The sequence below is a fragment of the Sphingopyxis sp. genome (genome assembly GCF_965279725.1).
GTDB lineage: Bacteria > Pseudomonadota > Alphaproteobacteria > Sphingomonadales > Sphingomonadaceae > Sphingopyxis.
In genome coordinates this window covers 405,924-427,631 of record NZ_CBDIIL010000002.1, presented here as the reverse complement: position 1 = coordinate 427,631, position 21,708 = coordinate 405,924, and the positions used below count along the sequence as shown (strand labels likewise).

General features: G+C 64.7%; 19 protein-coding genes. 14 read left to right on the top strand and 5 right to left on the bottom strand.

Features of this window, described 5'->3' with window-relative positions; all coding sequences use genetic code 11:
* Window positions 1-74 precede the first annotated feature (74 nt).
* Window positions 75-1,100: a mannose-1-phosphate guanylyltransferase gene (locus tag ACQY6T_RS06505; RefSeq protein ID WP_428629663.1), complete on the bottom strand. Its 1,026-nt coding sequence runs from the start codon at window positions 1,098-1,100 to the stop codon at window positions 75-77.
* Between the two features lie 132 nt (window positions 1,101-1,232).
* On the opposite strand from ACQY6T_RS06505, the gene ACQY6T_RS06500 reads away from it, so the two are divergent.
* From ACQY6T_RS06500 to ACQY6T_RS06485, 4 genes are read left to right on the top strand one after another with little or no spacing between them, the layout of a single operon-like run.
* Window positions 1,233-2,621: a TIGR03013 family XrtA/PEP-CTERM system glycosyltransferase gene (locus tag ACQY6T_RS06500; RefSeq protein ID WP_428630389.1), complete on the top strand. Its 1,389-nt coding sequence runs from the start codon at window positions 1,233-1,235 to the stop codon at window positions 2,619-2,621.
* Entirely contained in the window at window positions 2,600-4,756 is a 2,157-nt protein-coding gene (gene prsK, locus ACQY6T_RS06495; RefSeq protein WP_428629661.1) for an XrtA/PEP-CTERM system histidine kinase PrsK, read from the top strand. The genes ACQY6T_RS06500 and prsK overlap by 22 nt, the downstream gene beginning before the upstream one ends.
* Window positions 4,753-6,132, top strand: a complete 1,380-nt coding sequence (prsR, locus tag ACQY6T_RS06490; protein WP_428629659.1) for a PEP-CTERM-box response regulator transcription factor — start codon at window positions 4,753-4,755, stop codon at window positions 6,130-6,132. The genes prsK and prsR overlap by 4 nt, the downstream gene beginning before the upstream one ends.
* Window positions 6,133-7,989 carry a tetratricopeptide repeat protein gene (locus ACQY6T_RS06485; protein ID WP_428629657.1) on the top strand — a complete coding sequence of 619 codons (1,857 nt, stop codon included), beginning with the start codon at window positions 6,133-6,135 and terminating at the stop codon, window positions 7,987-7,989.
* Window positions 7,990-7,992: 3 nt separating this feature from the next.
* On the opposite strand, the gene ACQY6T_RS06480 is transcribed toward ACQY6T_RS06485, so the two are convergent.
* Both ACQY6T_RS06480 and ACQY6T_RS06475 read right to left on the bottom strand, forming a co-directional pair.
* Window positions 7,993-8,340, bottom strand: a complete 348-nt coding sequence (locus ACQY6T_RS06480; RefSeq protein WP_428629655.1) for a GntR family transcriptional regulator — start codon at window positions 8,338-8,340, stop codon at window positions 7,993-7,995.
* A gap of 71 nt (window positions 8,341-8,411) precedes the next feature.
* On the bottom strand, window positions 8,412-8,993 hold the full coding sequence (locus ACQY6T_RS06475; protein WP_428629653.1) for a nitroreductase family protein: 582 nt from the start codon (window positions 8,991-8,993) through the stop codon (window positions 8,412-8,414).
* A 165-nt stretch (window positions 8,994-9,158) separates the two neighbouring features.
* Between ACQY6T_RS06475 and ACQY6T_RS06470 the strand changes: the two genes are divergently transcribed.
* From ACQY6T_RS06470 to ACQY6T_RS06450, 5 genes are read left to right on the top strand one after another with little or no spacing between them, the layout of a single operon-like run.
* Entirely contained in the window at window positions 9,159-10,793 is a 1,635-nt protein-coding gene (locus ACQY6T_RS06470; protein WP_428629652.1) for a peptide MFS transporter, read from the top strand.
* A 3-nt stretch (window positions 10,794-10,796) separates the two neighbouring features.
* Window positions 10,797-12,206, top strand: a complete 1,410-nt coding sequence (locus tag ACQY6T_RS06465) for an amidohydrolase (RefSeq protein WP_428629650.1) — start codon at window positions 10,797-10,799, stop codon at window positions 12,204-12,206.
* Window positions 12,203-13,504 (top strand): amidohydrolase family protein, encoded by a 1,302-nt coding sequence (locus tag ACQY6T_RS06460; protein ID WP_428629648.1) that lies wholly within the window; start codon window positions 12,203-12,205, stop codon window positions 13,502-13,504. Before ACQY6T_RS06465 ends, ACQY6T_RS06460 begins: the two co-directional genes overlap by 4 nt.
* Before the next feature lie 53 nt (window positions 13,505-13,557).
* Window positions 13,558-14,259, top strand: a complete 702-nt coding sequence (locus ACQY6T_RS06455) for an NnrU family protein (RefSeq protein ID WP_428629646.1) — start codon at window positions 13,558-13,560, stop codon at window positions 14,257-14,259.
* The gene (locus tag ACQY6T_RS06450; protein ID WP_428629645.1) at window positions 14,256-14,807 is read left to right on the top strand and encodes a DUF1003 domain-containing protein; all 552 of its coding nucleotides are present in this window, start codon (window positions 14,256-14,258) and stop codon (window positions 14,805-14,807) included. The genes ACQY6T_RS06455 and ACQY6T_RS06450 overlap by 4 nt, the downstream gene beginning before the upstream one ends.
* A 37-nt stretch (window positions 14,808-14,844) precedes the next feature.
* Here the strand turns inward: ACQY6T_RS06450 and ACQY6T_RS06445 are convergent, their stop codons facing one another.
* A complete protein-coding gene (locus ACQY6T_RS06445; RefSeq protein ID WP_428629644.1) occupies window positions 14,845-15,840 on the bottom strand; it encodes an aldo/keto reductase in 996 nt (331 codons plus the stop codon).
* Entirely contained in the window at window positions 15,837-17,084 is a 1,248-nt protein-coding gene (locus ACQY6T_RS06440) for a dicarboxylate/amino acid:cation symporter (RefSeq protein WP_428629642.1), read from the bottom strand. The genes ACQY6T_RS06445 and ACQY6T_RS06440 overlap by 4 nt, the downstream gene beginning before the upstream one ends.
* A gap of 121 nt (window positions 17,085-17,205) precedes the next feature.
* Between ACQY6T_RS06440 and glmM the strand changes: the two genes are divergently transcribed.
* The 5 genes from glmM to ACQY6T_RS06415 all read left to right on the top strand — a co-directional run bounded on the left by glmM (window position 17,206) and on the right by ACQY6T_RS06415 (window position 21,623).
* Window positions 17,206-18,543, top strand: a complete 1,338-nt coding sequence (gene glmM, locus ACQY6T_RS06435; protein WP_428629640.1) for a phosphoglucosamine mutase — start codon at window positions 17,206-17,208, stop codon at window positions 18,541-18,543.
* The gene (locus ACQY6T_RS06430; RefSeq protein ID WP_428629638.1) at window positions 18,543-18,767 is read left to right on the top strand and encodes a DUF1272 domain-containing protein; all 225 of its coding nucleotides are present in this window, start codon (window positions 18,543-18,545) and stop codon (window positions 18,765-18,767) included. Before glmM ends, ACQY6T_RS06430 begins: the two co-directional genes overlap by 1 nt.
* Before the next feature lie 106 nt (window positions 18,768-18,873).
* Window positions 18,874-20,016 (top strand): bifunctional hydroxymethylpyrimidine kinase/phosphomethylpyrimidine kinase, encoded by a 1,143-nt coding sequence (gene thiD, locus ACQY6T_RS06425; RefSeq protein ID WP_428629636.1) that lies wholly within the window; start codon window positions 18,874-18,876, stop codon window positions 20,014-20,016.
* 139 nt (window positions 20,017-20,155) lie between these two features.
* Window positions 20,156-20,710 carry a ribonuclease HII gene (locus tag ACQY6T_RS06420; protein WP_428629634.1) on the top strand — a complete coding sequence of 185 codons (555 nt, stop codon included), beginning with the start codon at window positions 20,156-20,158 and terminating at the stop codon, window positions 20,708-20,710.
* 16 nt (window positions 20,711-20,726) lie between these two features.
* Window positions 20,727-21,623 carry an oxidoreductase gene (locus tag ACQY6T_RS06415; RefSeq protein WP_428629632.1) on the top strand — a complete coding sequence of 299 codons (897 nt, stop codon included), beginning with the start codon at window positions 20,727-20,729 and terminating at the stop codon, window positions 21,621-21,623.
* Window positions 21,624-21,708: the final 85 nt, after the last annotated feature.

Sequence of the window (21,708 nt, the reverse complement as noted above, 5' to 3'; positions counted from 1 at the left end):
TGAATGCAAGGACTATTGTTGCCAATTGCGCGCCGCGCAAGCGCCCCGATGTACCGTCTGTCAGGGGCGAGCGGCTATTCGCGCGCCTTGGCCGCGGCGCGGACATCTTGCGACCGGTCGAGCGGCATGACGAGGATATCGTCGCCATCGACGATCACCGCGACATTTTCCATGCCGACCAGCGATACGCGCTTGCCGCCGGCGCGCACCAGATTGCCCCGGCTATCGTGGAGGAAGGCGTCACCGGTGACGGCGTTGCCCGCTGCGTCCTTTTCGCCGAGCGTGTGGACCGCCTGCCAGCTGCCGAGATCAGACCAGCCCATCGCGGCGGGGACGACGGCGACGCGATCGTCCTTTTCCATTACCGCATAATCTATCGAGTCCGACGGCGCCGCGGCGAAGTGGGCCGCGTCGGCGTAGAGCGCTTCGCCGTCGATCAACCCCGACGCAACCGCGCGATCGGCGGCTTCGAAAATCGCGCGGCAATGGGTGAGCATTGCATCGCGCATCCGCCCGGCACGAAACAGGAAGATCCCGGCGTTCCAGCTGTAGCCGCCCGCCGCCAGCATCGCCTCTGCATCGGCGAGCGGAGGCTTTTCGATGAAACGATCGACTTTGAAGCCGTCGTCGCCGACTGCGTCGCCGTTGGCGATGTACCCGAAGCCGGTCTCGGGGCCGTCGGGGGTGATGCCGAAGGTGACGATCCAGTCCTGTTGCGCCAGCCGCGCGGCCTTGGCGATCGCGTCGTGAAAGGCGGCGACATCGGCGATGACATGGTCGCTCGGCATCACCAGCAGCAGCGTATCGGCATCGGCGCGCGCGACGGCCAGCGCGATCGCAGCGGCGGTGTTGCGCGGCATCGGTTCGACGATGAGCGCCGCCTCGCGCGTGTCCAACTGGTCGCGCACCGCAGATACATGAGCGGCGCCGCACAGGATGATCGGGGGCTGGAAAGCGGCGCCCGCCGGGGTGCGCGCAAGGGTTTGCTGGAACAGGCTTTGCAGGCCGGTGAGCGGCAGGAACTGCTTCGCGCGGTCGCCCCGCGATTCGGGCCACAGCCGCGTTCCGGCACCACCGCACAAAATGACGGGTTGAATCATCGTTGTCATCGCGCGGCTTTATCGCGTCTGCGACCACGGGTCACCCCCGATCGGGCAAGTGCCGAGTGTAAAATTAACCGACAGTACACGCCTCGGCTGTAGTATCGAGGACAGGAAAGGGCTTTGTTTTTCATGTTCCGGCTGTTCAAACATTATGTCCCGCACGCCGTCGTCTGGCTGGCACTGATCGAATTTTTGGCGTTGCTCGGCTCGGCTGAAGCGGCGTGGCATCTCTATGCCGGCCAAGCGGGGTTCGACGCGGGGCCGCTGGCGGATCGCTCGCTGCCGCTGGCGACCTTCGCGGTTTCCAATTCACTCGCGATGATGGCAACCGGAATGTACGGCAACGAGGGGCTCCGCTCGATGCGTTTCGCCACGGCGCGCCTGCTCGCGGCGATTTCGCTCGGTGTGATATTTCTGTCGGTCCTGGGCTTCCTGTTGCCCACCGCGACGCTGTGGCGCGCGAACAGTCTGTACGCGATGGCGCTCGCGATCGCGGCGTTGTTCATCATTCGCCTGGCGCTCACCCAGTCGGCGGGGGCCGAGGCGTTTCGGCGCCGGATCCTGGTGCTGGGGGCTGGGCCGCGGGCGGCGCGACTGGCGGCGCTGGCCGATGAACCGGGCAGCGGGCTGGAGATTGTCGGCTTTATCGCGATGACCGAGGCCGAGAAAAAAGTTCCGGGCGCGGTGCCGCGCGAGGCAATTCCCAATCTGTCCGAGCATGTCGTGACGCTGCGCGCGGGCGAAGTGGTGCTGGCGCTCGAGGAGCGGCGCAACGCGCTGCCGCTCGCCGATCTGCTGCGCGTCAAAACGACTGGCGTGCATGTCAACGACATCGCGAGCTTTATCGAACGCGAGACCGGGCGGGTCGATCTGGCGACGACCAACCCAAGCGGGCTGATTTTTTCGGACGGATTTTCGGCGGGGCAGCGGATTTCGAAGGTCGGCAAGCGCCTGTTCGACATCCTTGCGAGCCTGATCGTGCTGATCGTCGGACTGCCGTTGATCGTCGTCGCGGGTATCGCGGTGGTGCTCGACAGCCGCGGGCCGGTTTTTTATCGCCAGCCGCGCGTCGGATTGTTCGGCGAGCCATATGATATCTACAAGGTCCGGTCGATGCGCACCGATGCCGAAGCCGCAGGCAAAGCGGTGTGGGCAAGCGAGAACGACCCGCGCATCACCCGCGTCGGGCGGATCATCCGTCAGCTGCGGATCGACGAACTGCCACAATTGTGGTGCGTCCTGAAGGGCGAGATGAGCTTTGTCGGGCCGCGTCCCGAACGACCGAGCTTTGTCGAAGAGCTTGAGCAAAAACTGCCCTTTTATGCCGAGCGGCACATGGTGAAACCCGGCCTGACCGGCTGGGCGCAGATCAATTATCCCTATGGCGCGTCGGTCGAGGATGCGCGGGTGAAGCTGGAATATGACCTGTATTATGCGAAAAACTATTCGCCCTTCCTCGATCTGTTGATCCTGTTGCAGACGGTGCGCGTCGTGCTGTGGCCCGACGGTGCGCGCTGACGATGCTGGTCGGGCTGTCCGAAATATTGTCGGTGCTGGCACTGGTCGGTTTTTCGGCCGTCACGCTGTGGCTGCTGGCGCGGCCAGCGGCGCGGATGGCGGTGCTGATGCCGGCGCCGCGGATTCTGATGCTGGCCGCCGCAGCGACCGCATTGTGGTGCGCGGCGCTGGCGCTGTTTGCCCCCGGATCGTCGCAGGCGCTGGTGGCGCAGGCGCTGCGCGACCTGGCGATGCTCGGCTGGTTGAGCGCGACATTCTGGTCGCCTGCCGCACCGATGTCGCGGCCGCTACGTCTGATCCTGCGGATGCTGATGACGATCTGCGTCCTCACGCTCGTGCTGGGTGTGGTGGCCCATTGGCGCGCGGGTACGCAGGCAGAGTCATGGATGACGCCGACGCTGACCTTTGCGGCGATGATCGTGGCGACCGGCGGCTTGCTGATCGTCGATAGCGGGGTTCGCCACGCGAGCGCCGGATTGCGCATGCCGATGATGGCGGTTGCGGGCGGGTTCGCGATGCTGTGGGCGTATGAACTGAACGTTCAGCTGATCGGTGCGCTGACCGGCAAAACGGCGTCGACGCTGATCGCGCTGTTGCCCGCAGTCGTTTTGCTGATGCTGCCAACCTATGTCGTCGCAGCGATGGATATCGGGCGCGAGCGGATGCGGCTGTCGCGCACCGCGGCGATGCGGACGCTGATTCTGATCGGCGGTGCAGCTTATCTGGTACTGATCGGCCTGACCGGCGCGATCGCGCGGCTGGTCGGCGGCGATTATGCCGAACTGGCGCAAGGGGCGTCGCTGGTCGTCGCGCTGGGCGCGGGCGGATTGCTGATCGTGTCGGCGCGGGCGCGCGCCTGGCTGACGGTCATGATTTCCAAGCATTTTTTCGAACATCGTTATGATTATCGCGCCGAATGGATGCGCTTCACGGCGACGTTGGGGCAGGGCGTCCAAGGAGATGGGAGCGAAGACGACCGCAACCTGCATCGACGCGTCGCCAAAGCGCTGGCCGAGCTGACCGGCAGCCCCGGCGCGCTGTTGATGCTGCCCGACGCAGCGGGCAGTTTTCGCGTCGCCGAGCAATGGCACTGGCCGGTCGATGTCGATGCAGATGACGCGACGCTGTCCCTGCGATCGGCGTTCATGTTGCAAGAGACGCGGCACATCGTCGATCTCGATGCGCAGCGCCGTGGCCCGAAGGGCGAAGATCCGGCCGGCGACGATCTGGCAATCCCCGCCTGGCTGGTTGGCGACCCGCGCGCATGGGTCGTCGTGCCGATCCTGCATTTCCAGCGCATGATCGCAGTGGTCGTGTTGCATCGCCCACCGGTTTCGCGCGCGCTCGACTGGGAAGACCTGGATGTGCTGCGGATCGCGGGCCAACAGGCGGCCAGCTATCTCGCTGAATCGCAGAGCCAAGAGGCGTTGTCGGAGGCGCGAAGGTTCGATGAATTCAATCGCCGCTTTGCCTTCATCATGCACGACATCAAAAATCTGGCGAGCCAGATCGGTTTGCTGGCACGCAACGCCGAACGCCACGCCGACAAGCCCGAGTTTCGCGCCGATATGGTCGAAACGCTGAAAATTTCGGCCGGGCGGCTCAGCGACCTTCTCGTCCGGCTGGCGCCGCGTGCGCGTGGTGCGCGGGCGGAGGCGGCGAAGGTTTTGATCGAGCCGATATTGAATGACATCGCGGCGGAAGTGCGGCCGCAACGCGAGCTGTTCGTCGGATGCCAGTCCGGGCTGCTGGCCTGGGGTGACGCGGCTTCGGTACGGCAGATCGTTCAGCATCTGGTCGCCAACGCCATCGATGCGTCAGAGCCGGGGGCGCCGGTGCAGATTGTGGCGGTGTCCGAGCATGGCCGCGTGCGCGTCGATGTGATCGACCAGGGCAGCGGCATGACGCGCGGCTTTATTCGCGACGAATTGTTCAAACCCTTTGTCTCGACGAAGGACGGCGGCTTTGGCCTTGGGGCTTTTGAGGCCTTGCAGATTGCGCAGGGGATGGGCGGCGCCATCGATGTCGAGAGCGAACCCGGCAGGGGCAGCAGCTTTACGTTGTGGCTGCCGCTCGCCGACGCGCCGGAAGGTGTAGTCGGCGGCACAACGATGATGAAAGTGGCATCGAAATGAGCGAAAGCGGCGCCAAAACGCGCACATTGCTGGTGGTCGAGGACGACCCGGGGCTGCAGGCGCAGCTGAAATGGGCGTATGAGGATTATCGGGTGCTGATCGCGGGCGACCATGATGCGGCGATCGAAATGCTGCGCGCCGAAGAGCCCGATGTCGTGACCCTCGACCTGGGCCTGCCGCCTGATCCCGACGGGACGCGCGAAGGGTTCCGCACGCTCGCCGCGATCCTCGAGGCAAAGCCCGACACCAAGGTCATCGTCGTGTCGGGGCACGGCGAACGGGCGAGCGCGCTGGCCGCGATCGCCAGCGGTGCCTGGGATTTTTACCAGAAGCCGATCGACATCGACGAACTGGGACTGATCGTGGCCCGCGCTTTTCACGTCCGCGAGCTGGAGGTCGAGAATGTGCGGCTGGCGCAGCAGGGCAGCAGCGACAATCGCGTGCTGGGCGGGATGATCACCGGCGCGCCCGAAATGCAAAAGGTTGCGCGGACGATCGAGCGCGTCGCGAACCTTGCCGTCAGCGTGATGTTGCTGGGCGCCAGCGGCACCGGCAAGGAATTGCTGGCGCGCGGTTTGCACGAAGCGAGCGGGCGCCGCGACGGCGCGTTCGTCGCGATCAATTGCGCCGCGATCCCGGAAAATTTGCTCGAAAGCGAATTGTTTGGGCATGAAAAGGGGGCATTCACCGGCGCGGTGAAAACCACCGAAGGCAAGATCGAGCTGGCGCATGGCGGCACCTTGTTCCTCGACGAAGTCGGCGACATCCCCCTGCCGCTGCAGGTCAAATTGCTGCGCTTTTTGCAGGAGCGGACGATCGAGCGGATCGGTGGGCGCAAAGCGATCGCAGTCGATACCCGCATCGTGTGCGCCACGCACCGCGACCTCGACGCGATGATCGCGGAGCAGAGTTTTCGCGACGACCTGTATTACCGGCTGGCCGAGATGGTGGTGAAAATCCCTTCGCTGGCCGAACGGCCCGGCGACGCGGTGCTGCTGGCACGGCATTTCCTGCATCAATATGCGCCCGAAATGAACCCTGCGGTGCGGGGTTTCGCTCCCGACGCGTTGCAGGCGATCGACGAGGGGCGTTGGCCGGGCAATGTCCGCGAGCTGGAAAACCGCATCAAGCGCGCCGTCATCATGGCCGACGGCAAACTGGTGATGAAGGACGATCTGGACCTCGCGACCCGCGGCGAGGCCGAAGGTGAAGAGGCGTGGCTCAATCTGCGCAGCGCCCGCGAAGCCGCGGACCGCGTGGCGATCCGCCGCGCGATGATGCAAAGTGAGGGCAATATTTCGGCCGCCGCCAAGCTGCTCGGGATCAGCCGTCCGACGCTGTACGACCTGCTCAAACAATATCGGATGCAGGCCTGAATGGTTCCTGGCCGCGTCTGGACGAGCACGCTGCTGACGGCGGTGTTGACGGCAACGGTGCTGGCGGGATGCGGCGAAGCGCAACCCAATTCGCCGCGGCGCGCCTTTGAAGAGCGCCGCGCCGAATTGCAGGCCGCGATCGCCGACAATCCGCAGGCGATCGCCGAGCGCGTCGAACTGACGCGGGTGGCGATCCGACTGGGCGACGGGGTCGGCGCCGAGGCGGCGGTCAAGGGCGCGTTGGCGGCGGGCGGCAATCCGGCGGCATTGCGGCCATTGTTGGCGCGGGCCTTTGCGATGCAGGGTGAGGGCCAGCACGCCCTCGAGACGATCGACGCCGGTCCGATCATCCCCGAAATGATCGGCGAGGCGGCGTGGGTCGCGGGCGACGTCCATCTGGACAATGGCGATCTGGATGCGGCACGCAATGCCTATGACCGGGCGGCACAGGAACTGCCGCGGTCTTCGGCGCTGTGGGTCGATGTGGCGCGCTTTCGCGACGCCAATGCCGACACCGCGGGTGCGCGCGATGCGGTCGATTATGCGATCGAGCTCGACAAGGCGAACAGCGCCGCGCTGGCGTATAAGGCCAATTTGATCCGGACCGAGGACGGACTGAACGCCGCGCTGCGATGGTATGACGCTGCGCTGGCGGTCGACCCCGACAATGCGGACGCGCTGATCGACCAGGCGGCGACGCTTGGCGACCTGGGGCGCTATCGCGACATGCTGGTCGCGCTGCGCCATGCTGCGACGATCGTGCCGCGCGATCCCCGGCTTTTCTATCTGCAAGCCGTGTTGGCGGCGCGCGCCGACAATTACCGGCTGGCACGCAGCCTGCTTCAGCGCACCCGCGGAGAAATCGACGATCAGCCGGGTTTCATGTTGCTGAGCGCGGTTGTCGAGCTGGAACTGGGCGGCGAAGCGGTGGCGGCAACATGGGCCGACCGGCTGCTGGTCGAGCAGCCCGACAATTTTACCGCGCGCCGTGTCCTCGCGGCCGCGAACTGGGCCGACGGCGACGCCGATGGGGCGATCGAGGCTTTGCTGCCGATCGTCGACCGGTCCGACGCCGACAGCTGGTCGTTGCTGCTGGCGGGGCGCGTCACGAGCGAATTGGGCCAGCGCGGCGAGGCCGGCGATTATCTGGCGCGCGCGGCGACGTTGACGCGGGGCGACGCGCTACCGTTTGCGGCGACCGACGACTATAGGCTGCTGTCGATGGCCGCCGATGGTCAACCATTGAATCCGGCAAAGGCGATCCCCGCAATCGGCGCGGACATTTTGCGCGGCAACGGCGCGCGGGCGATTGCGCGCGCGACGCTGTTGCGTGACGCCAACCGCGGCGTGGCCGAAGCGCATATTCTGCTGGGCGATGCGGCGCTGGCGGATGGGCAGTTCGACCTCGCGGTGCAGGCCTATCGTACCGCGCGCAATCTCGATGCGAGCGAGCGCTCGACGTTGAGGCTGGCCCATGCGTTGTTCCGCGCGGGCGACGCGGCGGGGTCGGGGGCGGCGATACTGGCGCTGCGCGAAAGCGAGCCGTCGAGCACCGCCGCCGAGCGGCTGGCCGGACATCTGGCGATGGACATCGAGCATTGGGACGAAGCGATCGGGCATTTTGACCGGGTGCGCGCGCGGATCGGCGACCGCGACGTCGTCATCCTGCGCGAACTGGCGCGGGCGTGGGCGGCGAAGGGCGACGAGACCCGCGCGCTGCCACTGATCGATCGTGCGTATCGACTACAGCCGTTGAATGCAGAGATCATGACGTTTTACGCCGATCTTCTGGACAAACGCGGCGACAGACAGGCTGCGGCTGACCTGCGCGACAAGGCGGCGCAGATCGGGCGTTAGGGTTTATGCCTCGGTCAAATCCAGCAAAGTGCGCGCGTCGAGGCCGATGCGGCGCATCTGGTCGGCGACCGGGGGCCAGACATTGGCGAGGAAATCGGCGCGCATCAGGTCGCGCAGCCGTTCGGTCGCGCCTGCAGCGACGAACATGCCGACACCGCGTTTGACCGTGACCAGCCCCTCGTCCTGAAAGGTCTGATACGCCTTGGCGACGGTCAGCGGGTTGGCGCCCTCTTCCGCGGCAAGCGAGCGGACCGACGGCAACATGTCGCCATCGCCAAAGCTGCCATCGAGAATCGCGTTGGCAATGACGTCGCGCAGACGCTGATATACGGGTTTGGATTGATCGAGCATGCCGCCTTAATGCCATAAGACAGCAGCACAGTCAAATGCCGGTAATTACAAAAACACGCTACTCAACGTAACTAAATTTCCCAAGCGTGAACAACGGCATAATATTCCGGACGTGGCCGTTCGTCGAGATCGCGGGCCGCAGTGCCGATGAAGAAATAGCCGACGATGGTGTCGTGATCGCCCGCGCCGAAAGCCGCGGCAACGGCGGGGCTGTAGGCGGCCCAACCGGTTAGCCAGCTGCCGACAAAGCCGTGGGCATGCGCGGCATGGAGCAGGTTCATGCCGACGGCGCCGGCCGACATCTGTTGTTCCCAGACAGGAATCTTGCTTTCGGCCATTGGGGTAGAGAGCAGGACGAGCAAGGTCGGTGCCTGATGCGCGAACTGGTCGAGCGCCGACAGGTCGAGTCCGGCGGCGCCGGGATTTTCCTCCACCCACGCGGTTTTGAGCAGCGTCGCAAGGGCCGCGCGCTGGTCCGCCGCGACAGTGACAATGCGCCACGGCGCCAGCTTGCCATGATCGGGGGTGCGCAGCGCCAGCGCAATGATGTCGCGTAATTCACCGGCGTCGGGGCCGGGCGCAATCATGTCGCGCGCCTTGCCCGAACGGCGGGTGGAAAGGTGTGCGAGCAGCGAAGATCGGTCGTTGAACATGGCTTACATTTGGCTGCCCGACCGGCCCCATGCAACCCCGACAATGCGCCGGACCGATGGTTTCACGCGCAATTAGATTCTTCCCATACGCAATTTTCGCGCTAGGTTGCGCCATTCGCGCGGCGGAAAGCCGCGCCTACGATAATAGCGAAAAGGGACGCTTTAATGAAAGATATGGGCCTTTGGGACGAAGGCGATTGGATCGCAGTTATTGCGGTCGTCGTGTTGGGCGCGTTTTTGACCGTCGGGGCGCTGATCGCCGGTAGCAAGAAACCCGAATTCGCTGGCCATCCCAAGGGCCTTTATATGCTCTTTTTCGCGGAAATGTGGGAGCGTTTCTCTTATTACGGCATGCGTGCCATCCTGATCTTTTACCTGACCCAGCATTGGCTGTTTTCCGACGGTAAATCGAACCTGATCTACGGGGCTTACACCAGCCTCGTCTATATCACCCCGGTGCTTGGCGGCTATCTGGCCGATCGGTATCTGGGACAGCGCAAAGCGGTCCTGTTCGGCGGCGTGTTGCTCGCGTGTGGCCATTTGTTCATGGCGTTCGAGGGGGTCGGCGGTCAGGAAGATGCGACGATCAACGTGTTCTGGCTCGCGCTGGCGCTGATCATCGTCGGCTCGGGTTTTCTCAAGGCCAATATCTCGGTGATGGTCGGGCAGCTGTATCGGTTGACCGACATGCGCCGCGATGCGGCCTACACGATTTTCTACATGGGAATTAACGTCGGCGCCGCGCTTGGCACGATCCTCGTCGGCTATCTCGGCCAGAAAATTGGCTGGGGTTATGGCTTTGGCCTGGCCGGCATCGGCATGGTCGCGGGCCTGATCGTCTTTGTTCTGGGCAAGAACGTCCTGCTCGGCGCTGGCGAAGCGCCGGCGCCGCTGTCGCGGCAAAAGGAAACCACCATCTACGCGATCGGCGTTGGCGCCGTTGCGGTGATGTGGGCATTGGTGCAGTATCAGGATGTCATCCAGAACCTGCTGATCGTCTCGGGTCTCGCGCTGCTCGGCTACGTCCTGTACGAAAGCTTCAAGCTGCCCAAGGAGCCGCGCGAGCGTATGTTCGCGATCCTGTTTCTGATCGCGCTCAACCCGCTGTTCTGGGGCCTGTTCGAACAGGCAGGCGGCAGCTTCAACCTTTACACCGACCGCTATGTGGCCGGCGTAGGCGAGGGCGGGGTTCCGGCGTCGCTGTTCCAGTCGATCAATCCCATCTACATCATCCTGTTCGCGCCGATCTTTGCGGCGCTGTGGCAGTGGCTGGGTAAAAAGGGGCTCGAACCTTCGGCGCCCGCCAAGTTCGCGCTGGCGCTGGCGCAAGTGGGCCTCGGCTTCCTTGTCTTTGTCTGGGGCGCCAACAGCGTCGGTCCCGAGGTCGCGACGCCGGTCCTCTTTGTCTTCCTGCTCTACATGCTCCACACGACCGGCGAACTCTGCCTGTCGCCGGTGGGTCTGAGCGCGATGAACCGGCTGGCACCCACCTATCTGGCGTCGCTGATCATGGGCGCGTGGTTCTATATGACTGCGGTCGGCAATTTCGTCGCCGGCAAGATCGGTGAGGCGACCGGCGGCGAAAGCGGCGAGATGACGAAGAGTGCGACGCTGGCCATCTATGACAAGATCGGCTGGATCACGCTGGGCGTCAGCGTTGTCATTCTGCTGCTGTCACCGATCGTGAAGAAGTGGATGCACCTCGACACGCTGCAAGACCGTGACGATGGGCTGGCGGGGATCGGCGAGGCCGAACCACAGGCCGCGGGCGTTCATCCTGCACCGAAGCCGGGAGCGTAACCGATGATCCGGGGCATGAAAGGCGGCCTGCTGGCTGCGGCATCGCTGGCGCTTGTCGGTTGTGCGGCGACGGGTAGTGAAGCGAAATCGGCGGGCGACAAGCCCGCCGCCGCCGAAAAGCCGGTCAAGTTCGACAAGGATCCTTATCCGTCGACCTATCGTCCCTATGGCGGACGGCCGACCGCGGTGCGCGGGGTCACGATCTTTGACGGCGAAGGTGGCCGTATCGATAATGGCGTCGTCCTGTTTGCGAATGGCAAGGTCGAAACGCTGGGCGGTGCTGACACCGCGATCCCCGCGGATTACGACGTGATCGATGGGACCGGCAAGTTCGTCACCCCCGGCGTCATCGATATTCATAGCCACCTGGGCGACTATCCCTCGCCCAGCGTCGAGGCGCATTCGGACGGCAACGAGGCGACGTCGCCGACGACCCCCGAAGTGTGGTCGGAACATAGCGTCTGGCCGCAGGACCCGGGGTTCAGCCGCGCGCTGACCAATGGCGGGATTACCACGCTGGAAATTCTGCCGGGCAGCGCCAATCTGATGGGCGGGCGCTCGGTTACGCTGAAGAATGTGCCGTCGCGCACGATGCAGGGAATGAAATTCCCGGGTGCGCCCTACAGCCTGAAAATGGCGTGCGGCGAGAATCCGAAGCGCGTCTATGGCGGCAAGGGCCGCGCGCCATCGACCCGCATGGGCAATCTCGCGGTCAATCGCGCGACCTGGCAGAAAGCGGCGGCGTATAAGAAGAAGATGGATGACGGTAAGGCCGTCGACCGCGACCTCGCAATGGAAACCCTCGCGGGCGTGCTGTCGGGCGAAATCCTGGTCCAGAACCATTGTTACCGCGCCGATGAAATGGCGATCGTGATCGATATGAGCCATGAGTTCGGGTATAAGGTCGCGGCGTTTCACCACGCGGTCGAAGCCTATAAAATCCCCGACCTGCTCAAGAAAGAAGGCATTTGCGCCGCGATGTGGGCCGACTGGTGGGGCTTCAAGATGGAAGCCTATGATGCGGTACCGGAGAATATCGCGCTGATGTATAAGGAAGGCGCTTGCACGATCGTCCATTCGGACGATGCGAACCAGATTCAGCGCCTCAATCAGGAAGCCGCCAAGGCGATCGCGTCGGGCCGCAGGATGGGGATCGAGATCAGCGACGAACAGGCCTGGACCTGGCTCGCGATCAATCCGGCCAAGGCGCTGGGCATCGGCGACAAGACGGGCAGCCTGAAGCCCGGCAAGATGGCCGACGTCGTACTTTGGAACGGCAATCCGTTCAGCGTCTATACGCGTCCGGAGAAAGTATGGATCGACGGGGCGCTGATGTTCGACGCGATGGATCCCAAGCGGCGACCGGTGAGCGATTTCGAGCTCGGCCAGCCGGGTGAAGGAGACGTGAAATGATCCGCGCCCTTCTCCTTTCCGCCGCAGCGATGATCGCGGTTCCAGCTGGCGCACAGGATGTCGCTATCACCAATGCAAAGCTCGTCATCGGTGACGGCAGCGCGCCGATCGAAGGCGGCACCGTCGTCGTACGCGGCGGCAAGGTCGTTGCAGCGGGCGCCGGGGTTGCAGTTCCCGCCGGCATTGAACGCGTCGATGCGCAGGGCCGCTATGTCACGCCGGGGATCGTCGCGGCGTTCAGCCGGGTGGGGCTGGTCGAGGTCGATGCGGTCGGCGGGACCAACGACCGCAACGCGCCGCGGACGCGCTTTTCGGCGGGGCTCGATATTGCCCCTGCGCTCAATCCGATGGGATCGCCAGTAGCGGTGAACCGCGCTGCGGGGGTGACCCGCGCGATCGTCGCGCCAGGGGGCAGCAGCAATTTGTTCGCCGGGCAGGGCGCGGTCGTCGATCTGGCCGACGATATGGACATGGTAACGAAGCCGCGCGCCTTGCAGTTCGTCGCGTTTGGCGAGGACGGATCGGCAAAGGCGGGCGGCAGCCGCGCCGCGACTTTCCTGTTGTTCCGCGAACAATTGCTCGCGGCGCGCAGCTATGCCCGCAATCCGGCAACGCTGGCCGAATGGGGTAATGACGCGATGATCCAGCGCGCCGATGCCGATGCGCTGGTGCAGGTGATCAACGGCACGACGCCGCTGTTCGTCCGCGTCGATCGCGCCGCCGACATCGTCAATGTGTTGAAGCTGCGGCAGGAATTTCCGGCGCTGAAGCTGGTGCTGGTCGGCGTCACCGAAGGCTGGCTGGTCGCGCGCGACATCGCCGCGGCAAAGGTGCCGGTGCTGGTTTCGCCGCTGAGCGATCTGCCCGACAGTTTCGAGCGGCTGGGCGCGACGCAGTCGAACGCAGGGCGGCTGAAAGCCGCAGGCGTCGATGTGTCGGTCGGGGTGTTCGATGACGATGATGCGCATAAGATGGGTTATACGACGCAATATGCCGGCAATCTGGTCGGGCTGGCGCGCCTGCCGGGGGCGAGCGGGCTAACGTGGGATCAGGCCTTCGCTTCGATCAGCAGCGCTCCGGCGCGCGCCGTCGGCATGGAAGCCAGCATCGGATCGCTGCGCCCCGGCCGCGTCGGCGACGTCGTGATCTGGGACAAGGATCCGCTCGAACTGGGCAGCCGCCCGACCGCGATCTGGATCGACGGCAAGGCGCAGTCGCTGACGACGCGGCAGGACCGGCTGCGCGATCGCTATGCGACCCCGCAGGAAGGGGCGTTGCCAAAGGCCTATGATCGGTAGGGCTCGGTTCGCGATATGATAGCGTGGCGACGGAGGTAGAGGAGACACTGTCGATGCAACCGATGTCGCTTTTGATCACGACTTGCGTGCTGTTTGTCGGCTCGCATCTGTTGTTGTCGCATCCGCTCCGCCACGGACTCGCGAGCCGCCTTGGCGAGCGGGGGTTCCAGATCGTCTATTCGATCGTCGCGATCGCGACGTTCATCATGCTGGTCCAGGCTTGGCGCGGAACGCCGCCCGAAGCGCCGTTGTGGGCGGTCGGCGACGGGGTGTGGGCCATCGCGTCGGCGTTGGTGCTGTTCGCGAGCATATTGTTCATGGGGTCGTTGATCGGCAATCCGGCGCTGCCCGCGCCGAACGCGGCGGCGGCGGCACAGGGCGCGCCACGCGGGGTGTTTGCGATCACCCGCCATCCGATGATGTGGGGCTTTGCGCTTTGGGCGGTGGCGCATGTCATGGTGATGCCGACCGAGGCGCAGATCATATTGTCGGGGACGATCATATTTCTCGCGCTGTTCGGTTCGGCGGGACAGGACGCCAAAAAAGCCCGGTTGATGGGCGATAGCTGGCGGCACTGGGCGGCGCGGACGAGCTTTGTCCCCTTTGCCCGGCAGATCAGCGGCGCGACGCCATGGGGTGACACGATCCCGCGGCCGCATGCGCTGTTCGGCGGGATCGTGCTGTGGCTGGCGGCGACGTGGGGGCATGGCGCGCTGGGCTATATGGTCGCGGGCATCTGGCGCTGGGTCGGATGAGCGGCGCTAAAACCGACACGGTGCTGGCCGATCTGTCGCTCAAGCTGCTGGGCAAGGATATTGCCGACACCGATTCCGAGGAACAGCGGGTGCTGCGATCGATCGTCGAGCGCAGCCTGATCAGCCGCGACGCGATGGATGTGGCCGATGAGCAATCGACCTTTGGCGAACGCCTGTCCGATCGGGTGGCCCGGGTGGGGGGCTCGTGGGGCTTCATCATCGTTTTTTCGCTGGTGCTGTTCGGCTGGATGATCCTGAACAGCGAAATCCTCGGCCGCTGGCACGACGCGTTTGATCCTTTTCCCTATATTTTCCTGAACCTGATGCTCTCGACGATCGCTGCGGTGCAGGCGCCGGTGATCATGATGAGCCAGAACCGGCAGGCGGCGAAGGACAGGCTTGCCGCCAGCCTCGATTACCAGATCAACCTGCGCGCCGAGCTGGAGATCATGCGGTTGCATGAAAAGGTCGATGCATTGCAGGTGCAGCGGCTGGAAGAGCGGATCGATGCGTTGACCGCCGCGGTCGATCGTTTGCGCACGACATGATGCCGTCGCCCCCGCCTTCGCGGGAGCGACGATTTTCTTACAGCCGCACCATCCGCATGCCCATTTCGCCATAGCGCGGGCCGCTCGTGCCGCCCTTGGGCGCTGCGGCTTCGATCGCCGCGAGATCGTCGGCGGTCAGCGTGACGTCGGCGGCGCCGACGCTGTCTTCCATGGTGACGCGGCGTTTGGTGCCGGGGATCGGGACAATGTCGTCGCCCTGCGCGAGCAGCCACGCTAGCGCGACCTGTGCCTTCGACACGCCATGCTTGTCGGCAACCGCACCGATCGCATCAACGATCGCTAGGTTGGCGGGGAAATTCTCTTCCGAATAGCGCGGGTCGTTGCGGCGCCAGTCATTCTCGGGCAGATCGTCGCGGCTGCGCACCGCACCCGCCAGAAAGCCGCGCCCGAGCGGCGAATAGGGGACGAAGCCGATGCCGTTTTCGCGGCATATGCCCAGGATTTCGTCCTCGATGTCGCGCTCCCAGATCGAATATTCGCTCTGCAACGCGGTGATCGGCGCGGCCTTGGCGGCGCGGCGCAGCGTTTCGGGGCCGGCTTCGGATAGCGCGATGTGGCGGACCTTGCCCTCGTGGACCAGCTCCATCATCCCGCCCACGACCTCCTCGATCGGAATCGCGGGGTCGACGCGGTGCTGATAGAATAGGTCTATCGTGTCGATGCCGAGCCGCTGGAGCGAATCTTCGCAGGATTTTCGGGCATTGGCGGGGGAGCCGTCGACCCCGGTGATCTGCTTGCCGTCGAATTTGAAGCCGAACTTGGTCGCGATGACCAGCCCGTCGCGTTTGCCCTTGATCGCTTCGCCCAGCAATTCTTCGTTGCTGAACGGGCCATAGATTTGCGCGGTGTCGAAAAAGGTGACGCCGAGGTCGATGGCGCGGTGGATCGCGGCGGTCGATTCGTCGAGGTCGGCGGCCTCGCCATAAAGGATGTTGCCGCCCTTGATCATCGGCATGCAGCCGATGCCGATCGCCGATACTTCGAGGCCGTGGCCGAGCTTGCGATATTTCATGGCGTTTCTCCTTCTGATTCCATTTCGACCCCATCGGCGGCAAATTTGGTCGCTGCGACGTCGCCGACGACATTCCCCAGGGTGCGGAAGATGTCGGGGAAAGTCTCGACCGCGACGAGCAGCCCGAGCGGCGCGACGGGGACGCCCATCGACACCGCGATCGGGGCGATCGAGGTCACGAAGCTGATCGAACCGGGCAGGCTGACCGAGCTGAGCGCCGCCGCCATTGCCACCGCGAGGCCGACCGCCATCTCCCACGGCGTCAATTCGATGCCGAACAACCACGCGACATAGACGACCACCGCGAGGTTCATCGCCGGGCTGGTGAAACGGAACAGCGCGACCGCGAGCGGCAGGACGACGTCGGCCTTTTTGGGATCGACGCCCAGCGCTTCGGACGATTTGAGCATCGCGGGCAGGCTGGCGAGCGAGCTTTGGGTGCTGATCGCGACCGCCAGCGTCGGCACCATCGCGCGCACGAAGCGCGGCAGCGGGATGCCGACGACCAGCCACGCGAGCAGCAGCGCAAGGACCAGGCAGCAGATGCCGATGCCCGACAGGATCAGGACATAATGGATAAGCCCGCCGAACGCGGCGACCCCGGCCTTGACCGCGAGCGCATAACCCAGCGCGAACACGCCGATCGGGGCGAGGGCGAGAACCCAGCCGATCACGATCAGCATCGCATCGCCGAGCGCCTTGAACAGGCCCGAAAGCGTGGCGCGTTGCACCGGTTCGAGCTTGGTGATCGCAAAGGCAAAGATGGTGGTGAAGACGATGAGCGGCAGGATCGCGGTGTCGGCCGCGGCGGCAATCGGATTGGTCGGGATCAGCGAGAGCAGGAAGTCGCCAAAGGTCGGCGACGGCCCCGCCTCGGTCGTGCCGCCAAGGCCGCTGCGTAGCGCGTCGGCGGCACCGGCCGAGAGCGGAAAAAGCCGCAGCAACAATGGTGTCATCAGCAGCGACATCGATCCGGTCAGAAAGATGGCACCCATGAACGTCATCACCGCGCGCGCCGCCAGCTTTCCGGCGCGCGCCGCATCAGCGGTCGCGGTGATGCCGGTGATCAGCAGCGCAACGACCAGCGGCACGATCGTCATCTTGAGCGCGTTGAGCCATAGCAGGCCGATCGGTTCGATGAAGGGCAACGACGCGGTCCCCGCGTCGGGCGACACCAGTTCGATCGCGATCCCCAACAACATCCCGGCGACCAGCGCCGAGAGGATGATCCATGCGGATTTCAAGCCATATTCTCCCGGCGATGTTTCTGGCCAGCTTGCCAAGCAAAAGAGGGTGACTTAGGGCCATCCCGTGGAAGCCGGGGCAGGCATTGGTCAGCAGTCCGGCTTAAGTAGCAGAGGTGGCATGCGCAAGTTTTTCGGAACCGACGGGATTCGCGGACTGACGAATCAGATCCCGATGACGGTCGAGGTCGCGATGCGCGTCGGCATGGCGGCGGGTGCGCATTTCCTGCGCGGCGACCACAAACACCGGGTGGTGATCGGCAAGGATACGCGGCTGTCGGGCTATATGCTCGAGAACGCGTTGGTCGCGGGCTTTACCAGCGTCGGCATGGATGTGGTGCAGGTCGGGCCGATGCCGACCCCGGCGATCGCGATGCTGACCCGCTCGATGCGCGCCGATCTGGGCGTGATGCTGTCGGCGAGCCACAATCCCTATTACGACAATGGCATCAAGCTGTTCGGTCCCGACGGATACAAGCTGTCCGACGAGGACGAGGTGCAGATCGAATTGTTGCTCGCGCAGCAGCCAAAACTAGCCGAACCGGCGCAGATCGGCCGCGCCAAGCGGATCGACGATGCGCGCGGGCGTTACATCCACGCGGTGAAACAGAGCCTGCCCGAATCGATGCGGCTCGACGGACTGCGGATCGTCCTCGATTGCGCCAATGGCGCCGCGTATAACAGCGCGCCGACGGTGTTCTGGGAATTGGGCGCCGACGTCGTCGCGATCGGGGTGACGCCGAACGGGATCAACATCAACGACAACTGCGGATCAACTTCGCCCGCGTTGCTTCAGGAAACCGTGGTCGCCAGCGGCGCCGACATCGGCATCGCGCTGGACGGCGACGCAGACCGGCTGATCGTCGTCGATGAAAAGGGCAAGATCGTCGATGGCGACCAGATCATGGCGCTGATTGGCGCGAGCTGGGCGCGGCAGGGACGGCTGAAAGGCGGCGGCGTCGTCGCGACGGTGATGTCGAACCTGGGGCTCGAACGCTTTCTGGAAGGCGAGGGGCTGCGGCTTGAGCGGACCAAGGTTGGCGATCGCTATGTGCTTGAACGGATGAAGGAAGGCGGCTTCAACGTCGGCGGCGAGCAGTCGGGGCATATGATCCTGTCGGATTATGCGACGACCGGCGATGGCACGCTGGCGGGTCTGCAAGTGCTGGCCGAGCTGGTCGCGTCGGGCAAGCCGGCGAGCGAATTGCTGCACCAGTTCGACCCGGTGCCGCAGCTTTTGAAAAATGTCCGCTTTGCCGATGGCAAACCGCTCGATAATGCCCATGTGAAGGCCGCAATCGCCGATGGCGAAAGCGTATTGGCGGGCCGCGGCCGCCTTGTCATCCGGGCTTCGGGCACCGAACCCCTCATCCGCGTCATGGCCGAAGGCGATGACGCATCCCAGGTAGAAAGCGTCGTCGACAGCATCTGCGACGCGGTCAGAAAGGCAGTAAATTAATGTTGGAAATGCGACCCGATTGCGAAAAGTGCGGCAAGGATCTGCCCGCGAATGTCCATGGCGCCTTCATCTGTTCGATGGAGTGCACCTTTTGCGCCAATTGTGCCGACCGGATGGACGAGCGTTGCCCCAATTGCAGCGGTGACCTGCTCGACCGGCCGCTGCGCGAGGGCGCGATCCTGGCGAAATTCCCCGGCTCGACGGTGCGGAAATATAAGGTTTGAACCTTTGCCCTTTTCGTCATGCCGGACCAGATCGGGCGTCCACTCCGGAGACGGTGGCCTGGATCCTGGGTCAGGTCCGGGGTGACGAAAATGTGGAGATTTTGCGATGATCGCCCGCGTCCTGATCATTGCCGGCTCCGATAGCGGCGGCGGCGCGGGAATTCAGGCCGACATCAAGACGGTGACGATGCTGGGCGGCCATGCGATGACCGCGATTACCGCGATCACCGCGCAGAATACGCTGGGCGTGCAAGCGGTGCATGCGGTGCCGACCGCCATGGTTCTGCAACAGATCGACAGCGTCGCGGCCGACATCGGCGTCGATGCGGTCAAAATCGGGATGATCGGCAGCGCCGAAACCGCCGCGGCGGTTGCCGAGCGCTTGGCGCGGCCAGATTTGGCGAGCGCGACGGTCGTGTTCGATCCCGTGATGGTCGCGACCAGCGGATCGGTGCTGGCCGACGCAGCGACGATTGCCGCGTTCAAGGAATTGCTCGATCGCGCGATGGTCGCGACCCCCAATCTGCCCGAACTCGAAGCACTGGGCGGCGAAGACGCGGTGCTCGCGCACGGCTGTTCGCTGCTGATCAAGGGCGGCCACGCCGCGGGCGAAACGGTGATCGACCGATTGCTTGAAACCGGCGAGGGAGAAGTCGCACGCTGGGAAGCGCCGCGCATCGACACCCCGCATAGCCACGGCACCGGCTGTACGCTCGCCAGCGCGATCGCAACCGGACTGGCGCAGGGCATGCCGCTGGAGCCCGCGATTGCGCGCGCGCGCGATTTTGTGCGGCTGGCGCTGCTCGACGCGCCGGGGCTGGGGGCGGGACATGGCCCGATGGGGCAGCAGCAGGTGCGCAATGACGGGCTGTTTACTGGCCCGGCGCTCAATCATATCACGCTGCCCGCCACCGATTATGCGGCGTCCGTCGCGTTTTACAAACAGATGGGGCTGACCCAGATCGTCGATAGTCCGGACAATGGCTATGCGCGGTTCGAGGCAGCGAATGGCGTGACGCTGTCGATCCATGTCGGCGACGGTGCTGCGGGAGGCGCAACGACCTATCTGGAGAGCGGCGCGCTCGACGCATGGGTCGCCTATCTGGCGCGGCGCGGGGTGCGGTTTGAACAGATGCCGCAGGATGAGTCATGGGGCTGGCGCGAGGCGCGGCTGAGCGATCCGGCGGGGAACCGGCTTTGCCTGTATCAGGCGGGGGAGTATCGGAGGTATCCGCCGTGGCGGGTCTGATCTCCCCTCCCGCAAGCGGGAGGGGTCAGGGGTGGGCGCGAGCGAAGCCAGCTCCTGGCATCGACAATGCCCACCCCGCTGCGACTAGGGAGCAAGCTCCCAAGTCTCGCTACCCCTCCCGCAAGCGGGAAGGGAATCGATGATCGTTGGCGTCGACGAAGTCGGGCGTGGTCCGCTCGCGGGGCCGGTGGTCGCTGCGGCGGTGGTGCTCTGCGAAGGCGGCATCGCCGGGCTGGACGACAGCAAAAAACTCTCGGCCAAACGCCGCGCCGAGCTGGAAGCGCAGATCAAGGCGCGGTGTCGTTGGGCGATCGGTGAGGCCAGCGTCGAGGAGATCGACCGGATCAACATCTTGCAGGCGACGCTGCTTGCAATGACCCGCGCGGTCGAAGCGTTGGGAATCGAGCCAGCCGAGGTGCTGGTCGACGGCAACCGGCTGCCCAAGTGGCGCTACGTCGCGCGCGCGATCATCGGCGGCGATGCGCTGCACCCGTGCATTTCGGCGGCGAGTATCATTGCCAAGGAACATCGGGATCGCTTCATGGTGGCGGCCGCGCGGGATTTCCCCGGCTTTGGCTGGGAACGTAATATGGGCTATGGTACCGCTCAGCATCTCGCGGCGCTGCGCCAATATGGTCCGACGCCGCTTCATCGGACCAGTTTTGCCCCGGTCGCACAAATGCAGCTGGTCTGACCAACAGGAGACGGCGATGAGCAAGGGATTCACGGCCGACGAGGTGTCGGCCCAGACCGGTCGCACTTTTCTTGTTACCGGCGCCAATGCCGGGATCGGGTTCGAAACCAGCAGGGTTTTGGCCGCACGCGGCGCGCATGTGATCCTGGCGTGCCGCGATGCCGACCGGGCGAATTCGGCGATCGACCGCATCCGCAGTGATGTGCCCAAGGCCGAACTGTCGTTCCAGCCGCTCGACCTTGCCGATCTCGACCAGGTGAAGGATGCGGCAAAGGCGGTGCTGGCGGGGCCGCGGATCGACGTGCTCGTGAACAATGCCGGAGTGATGATCCCGCCCAAGACGCTGACCAAGCAGGGGTATGAGCTGCAATTCGGGGTCAATCACCTTGGCACCTTTGCGTTGACGGGACTGATCCACCCCCATGTCGAGGACCGGATCGTCATCACCGCCAGCCTGGCACACAAGGGCGGGCAGATTGATTTCAGCGACCTGTCGGCGACGCGGAGCTATCATAAATTGGCGCGCTATCAGGCGAGCAAGCTGGCCAACCTGCTCCATATGTTCGAGCTGGACCGACGGCTGAGCGCCGCCGGGCGCGCCACGCAGGCGATCGGTTGCCACCCCGGGGTGGCGATTACCGAATTGACGCGCCATCTGCCGTTTCCGCTGCGCGGCATGACCCCATTGGCGACACCTTTTTTTAACAGCGCGGCGCATGGGGCATGGCCGACATTGCAGGCCGCGACCGGCGCGCATGTACAGGGCGGCGATTATCTGGGGCCGCAGGGGCTGGGTGAGGTGTCGGGCCGGTCGGGACCGGCGCGCGCGACGCGCACTGCGCGCGACCCCAAGCTGGCGCGCGAGCTGTGGGAGCGGTCGGTCGAACTGACGGGCGTCGATCCGGGTCTCTGATCTCCGCAGCGAATTTTTTTCGCTGGTGAGTCTTCATCGCCACACCACCAGTGGTTGAGTCCGCGACTCGCGCCGGACTCCATAT

What these genes read in the sequence shown, in the direction of transcription:
- ACQY6T_RS06455 (WP_428629646.1), top strand. Translation starts at nt 13,558, where the DNA reads ATGCAACCGATGTCGCTTTTGATCACGACTTGCGTGCTGTTTGTCGGC.
- glmM (WP_428629640.1), top strand. Translation starts at nt 17,206, where the DNA reads ATGCGCAAGTTTTTCGGAACCGACGGGATTCGCGGACTGACGAATCAG.
- ACQY6T_RS06480 (WP_428629655.1), bottom strand. Translation starts at nt 8,340, where the DNA reads ATGCTCGATCAATCCAAACCCGTATATCAGCGTCTGCGCGACGTCATT.
- ACQY6T_RS06465 (WP_428629650.1), top strand. Translation starts at nt 10,797, where the DNA reads ATGATCCGGGGCATGAAAGGCGGCCTGCTGGCTGCGGCATCGCTGGCG.
- ACQY6T_RS06500 (WP_428630389.1), top strand. Translation starts at nt 1,233, where the DNA reads ATGTTCCGGCTGTTCAAACATTATGTCCCGCACGCCGTCGTCTGGCTG.
- ACQY6T_RS06445 (WP_428629644.1), bottom strand. Translation starts at nt 15,840, where the DNA reads ATGAAATATCGCAAGCTCGGCCACGGCCTCGAAGTATCGGCGATCGGC.
- ACQY6T_RS06475 (WP_428629653.1), bottom strand. Translation starts at nt 8,993, where the DNA reads ATGTTCAACGACCGATCTTCGCTGCTCGCACACCTTTCCACCCGCCGT.
- ACQY6T_RS06485 (WP_428629657.1), top strand. Translation starts at nt 6,133, where the DNA reads ATGGTTCCTGGCCGCGTCTGGACGAGCACGCTGCTGACGGCGGTGTTG.
- prsR (WP_428629659.1), top strand. Translation starts at nt 4,753, where the DNA reads ATGAGCGAAAGCGGCGCCAAAACGCGCACATTGCTGGTGGTCGAGGAC.
- ACQY6T_RS06470 (WP_428629652.1), top strand. Translation starts at nt 9,159, where the DNA reads ATGAAAGATATGGGCCTTTGGGACGAAGGCGATTGGATCGCAGTTATT.
- ACQY6T_RS06505 (WP_428629663.1), bottom strand. Translation starts at nt 1,100, where the DNA reads ATGATTCAACCCGTCATTTTGTGCGGTGGTGCCGGAACGCGGCTGTGG.
- ACQY6T_RS06415 (WP_428629632.1), top strand. Translation starts at nt 20,727, where the DNA reads ATGAGCAAGGGATTCACGGCCGACGAGGTGTCGGCCCAGACCGGTCGC.
- thiD (WP_428629636.1), top strand. Translation starts at nt 18,874, where the DNA reads ATGATCGCCCGCGTCCTGATCATTGCCGGCTCCGATAGCGGCGGCGGC.
- ACQY6T_RS06450 (WP_428629645.1), top strand. Translation starts at nt 14,256, where the DNA reads ATGAGCGGCGCTAAAACCGACACGGTGCTGGCCGATCTGTCGCTCAAG.
- ACQY6T_RS06430 (WP_428629638.1), top strand. Translation starts at nt 18,543, where the DNA reads ATGTTGGAAATGCGACCCGATTGCGAAAAGTGCGGCAAGGATCTGCCC.
- ACQY6T_RS06420 (WP_428629634.1), top strand. Translation starts at nt 20,156, where the DNA reads ATGATCGTTGGCGTCGACGAAGTCGGGCGTGGTCCGCTCGCGGGGCCG.
- ACQY6T_RS06460 (WP_428629648.1), top strand. Translation starts at nt 12,203, where the DNA reads ATGATCCGCGCCCTTCTCCTTTCCGCCGCAGCGATGATCGCGGTTCCA.